Source organism: uncultured Streptococcus sp., from assembly GCF_963521865.1.
GTDB lineage: Bacteria > Bacillota > Bacilli > Lactobacillales > Streptococcaceae > Streptococcus.
The window spans coordinates 1-3,208 of the sequence record NZ_CAUQWY010000081.1 but is presented as its reverse complement, the minus strand read 5'-3'; the positions used below and the strand labels follow the sequence as shown (position 1 = coordinate 3,208).

The following is a 3,208-nucleotide window of genomic DNA, read 5'->3' as shown; positions in this document are numbered from 1 at the left end:
GCAATCTCATCTATACAGCCATTACACGCGCCAAAAGCAAGCTTATCTTACTAGGTGAATTACAGGCCTTCGACTATGCTACCCAACATATCGGAACTGCCCGAAAAACCTATCTGATTGAACGCTTCAATGATTTAATTGAAAATATTGAAGAAAAGCAACAAGCTGTCTCTGAAACAGCCACATCAAGTACCTCTGAACCATCCTACATCCTAACCGAAGAAAACTGGGACAGTATCCCAGCCATGATTGGGATTACAGACGCAGACCTCAAAGAGATTTTTGGAAAATAGTGCATCAGAAAACCCACCTAGTCAGGTGGGATTTTTGTTTATTAATACTCAATGAAAATCAAAGAGCAAACTAGGAAGATAGCCGCAGGTTGCTCAAAGTACAGCTTTGAGGTTGTAGATAGAACTGACGAAGTCAGTAACATATATACGGTAAGGCGACGCTGACGTGGTTTGAAGAGATTTTCGAAGAGTATAAGATTATTTAACGGTTGCTGTGCTTGTAATCAATTCAACAGCTTTTTTGATTGTGATGTCGTGTTTCAACATATCAGCTGAAAGCAAGCTTTGTACTTGTGCCACTTCCATGTTGTAATCTGCAGACAATTGCTCGATTTCTTTTTGGATTTCTTCTTCTGATGCATCAAATCCTTCAGCTTTGGCAACTGCTTCGATAACAAGGTTAGTCTTAGTACGTGACTCAGCTTCTCCCTCGTATTGTTTGTGAAGGTCTTCTTGAGTAGTTCCAGTGATTTGGAAGTACATGTCAGGGTTGATACCTTGACGTTGCAAGTTTCCAAGGAATTCATTTACTGAACGGTGAACTTCTTCGTGGATCATTTCTTCTGGAAGTTCTACGATTTCAGCGTTTTCTACAGCTTTATCAATTGCTGCACCTTCAACTGCATCTTTGTAAGCTTCTTCTTTAGCAGCAGCCAATTCGTTGCGGTATTTTTCTTTCAATTCAGCAAGTGTTTCAACTTCTTCATCGATGTCTTTTGCAAGCTCATCGTCAAGAGCTGGAACTTCTTTAGCTTTTACTTCGTGAATAGTTGTTACGAATTTAGCTTCTTTACCTGCAAGATCTTCTGCTTGGTAGTCTTCTGGGAATGTTACGATAACATCAACAGTTTCGCCAGCTGAGTGACCTACCAATTGGTCTTCGAAACCAGGGATGAATTGACCTGAACCAAGTCCAAGTGAGAAGTTTTCACCTTTTCCACCGTCAAATTCAACACCGTCGATAGAACCAACGAAGTCGATGACAACAGTGTCGCCGTTTTCAGCAGCAGCTTCTTTGATAACCAATTCAGCCAAGTTGTTGCGTTCACGTTCGATACGCTCTTCAACGTCAGCGTCAGTTACTTCTTTTTCTAGATCAACTGATACTTCAAGGTTTTTGTAGTCACCCAATTTTACTTCAGGTTTTGTAACGACTTCAGCAGTGATAACCCAGTCTTGACCTTTTTCCATTGAAGTTACATCAATTTTTGGTTGAGCAACCACTTCAAGACCAGCTTCTTTTACAGCTGCTTCATAAGCATTTGGCAAAAGAGCGTTCATAACGTCTTGGTAAAGTGACTCTTCACCAAATTTTTTGTCGAAGATAGGACGTGGAAGGTGACCTTTACGGAAACCTGGAACATTGAGAGATTTCTTCACTGAGTTGAAGACACGGTCCAATTCTGGTTTGATTTGGTCTTGAGAGATAGTGAAAGTCAAGACACCACGGTTTGTTTCTTTGTTTTCAAATGATACAGACATTCTGTCATTTCTCCTTAAAATTTTTTAAATACAGTCTATTATAACATAAACGAGTGACTTTTTTCAAGTAATGACTGCGCTTTTCAATGATGGGGAGAGGTACGGTTTCTTCTTGGTTTTCTTTAGGTTTCGAATATAATCTTATAAAAGATGTTTAATGATGGCTGATTACAGTAAAAAACGAATCGCCCACACATCCCTCATTAGGCGATTCGTTTTGTATTATTTAACCACAAGAACCTTGTAATATTCATACTTATTTGGCTGTGTAATCTTAATTTTTTGACCATAGAAACCATCGATTTCTTTGTCAAAATAATCTGAAAATCTTGATGGCAAGCGTTTCATCTTAAGAACCTCACCAGATTGGTCTGCATATACAAGTAAGTGATGGTGGGTTGTAGCCATACCATCATCGATCAATACAAAGTAACCTGTTTTGAGCTTACCTTGTCCATTATCTAAATAGTATAGTTTATTGTTATTGATTGTGAAGTTATCAAATCGAAGTCGTACACCTGGGTCTTCTAGATAAAGATCATTGCCAACTTTTTTGATTTCTGATCTAGTCGTCATCTCTGGAAGTGGTAATACTCTACGACCATCTGCTCCAAAGTAATATCGACCTGGTAGATTTTGGAAATTACGAATAACAGCTGTAGGATCAATTTCTTGTCCTTCTTCTTTATTATCTACTAAAGCTAAGGTTGTATTTGCAACCTCATCCCCATATTTGTCGGAAAACTTCTTGAACTCAGGTTTGATATACCAAGTATTTTTAGCCACGATAACATCAGTATAGTTATATCCGTCAAATTTTGATATAATCAGATACTCATATCCATCACCTAAACGGACAATATCACCATCTTTATAAGGGCTATTTTTTAAAGTCAACATATGGCCATCCTTGCTGAGAATATAGCCTGTCCCATCACTAGAATTTACAACTCTATCAGAGGCCATTGCACCTGATTTTTCGAAATAATACCAATTATTATCTATGCACTCCCAACCTGTCTGCATAGAACCACTAAAACGAAGATAGTACCATGTAGATCCTTCTTGGTACCAACCTTTACGCATGGCGCCACTATCTGCGAGTGAATACCAGGTATTGCCTTCCTTGTACCAGCCAGTACGCATAGCACCACTATCTGCTAGGGAATACCATGTATCACCGTCTTTGAGCCAGCCTGTCTGCATGTTACCAGAACCGTCAAAGTGGTACCAAGAGCCAGCATTTTGCACCCATTTATTTTTAGCTAGACTACCATCTTGTGAAAAATTCCAGTCAGCACCATTTTTAATCCAAGTATCTGCAGCTTGTGCTTGATTGATAGACAATAGTAGGCCAGCACCTGCAAGCAGACCAAGAGTGAGTAGTTTAGATTTTTTCATAGCCATTTCCTCCTTTATTGAATAGTTATAAA

2 protein-coding genes and 1 pseudogene are annotated in these 3,208 nt (G+C 39.0%); 1 reads left to right on the top strand and 2 read right to left on the bottom strand.

Features of this window, described 5'->3' with window-relative positions; translation table 11 throughout:
* Positions 1-293, top strand: a pseudogene (locus tag RWO85_RS10005) (ATP-dependent RecD-like DNA helicase); the annotation flags it as partial.
* Positions 294-491: 198 nt separating this feature from the next.
* On the opposite strand, the gene tig reads toward RWO85_RS10005, so the two are convergent.
* Together tig and RWO85_RS09995 are read right to left on the bottom strand one after the other, a co-directional pair.
* The gene (gene tig / locus RWO85_RS10000; RefSeq protein ID WP_314415695.1) at positions 492-1,775 is read right to left on the bottom strand and encodes a trigger factor; all 1,284 of its coding nucleotides are present in this window, start codon (positions 1,773-1,775) and stop codon (positions 492-494) included.
* A 222-nt stretch (positions 1,776-1,997) separates the two neighbouring features.
* Entirely contained in the window at positions 1,998-3,176 is a 1,179-nt protein-coding gene (locus tag RWO85_RS09995; protein WP_314415691.1) for an N-acetylmuramoyl-L-alanine amidase family protein, read from the bottom strand.
* Positions 3,177-3,208 lie beyond the last annotated feature (32 nt).